1 pseudogene is annotated in these 382 nt (G+C 59.2%); it reads right to left on the bottom strand.

What is annotated here, in order from left to right:
• Positions 1–382, bottom strand: a pseudogene (locus ACPUD7_RS17845) (IS1380 family transposase); the annotation flags it as partial.

Here is a 382-nt window from a genome sequence, read left to right on the forward strand (position 1 = left end):
GGAGGGCATATGCGCCAGGGCACCATTTTTCAGTTCCGCATTGATCTGCTCGATGATCGCGTGCCTGCGGTGCACTTGATCAGCAACAACGGTGTCGAAACGATCCTGATCGACGGTGGTGAAGAACGCGTGGTAACGGAACAAGTCGAACAATGGGTCCTGCCCGGCAGCGCGTTTCGTCTCGTTGAGCTCCGGGATGCGGCGGACGACCAAGCGGCCCGTAGTTTGCAGCGCCTTCTTCTTCGAGGTGAACGCGGTGAACGGAACCTCGGCGACTTCAGCCTTACTGACCCAGGCACCGGACTCCTCGTCATAGATCGCATCGGGGTACTCGATGCCAGTCCATGCGTCGTCGCTGATCGTTCCGATCGCTGCTTTGACC

Source organism: Brevibacterium sp. FAM 24630, assembly GCF_049804075.1.
Classification (GTDB): domain Bacteria; phylum Actinomycetota; class Actinomycetes; order Actinomycetales; family Brevibacteriaceae; genus Brevibacterium.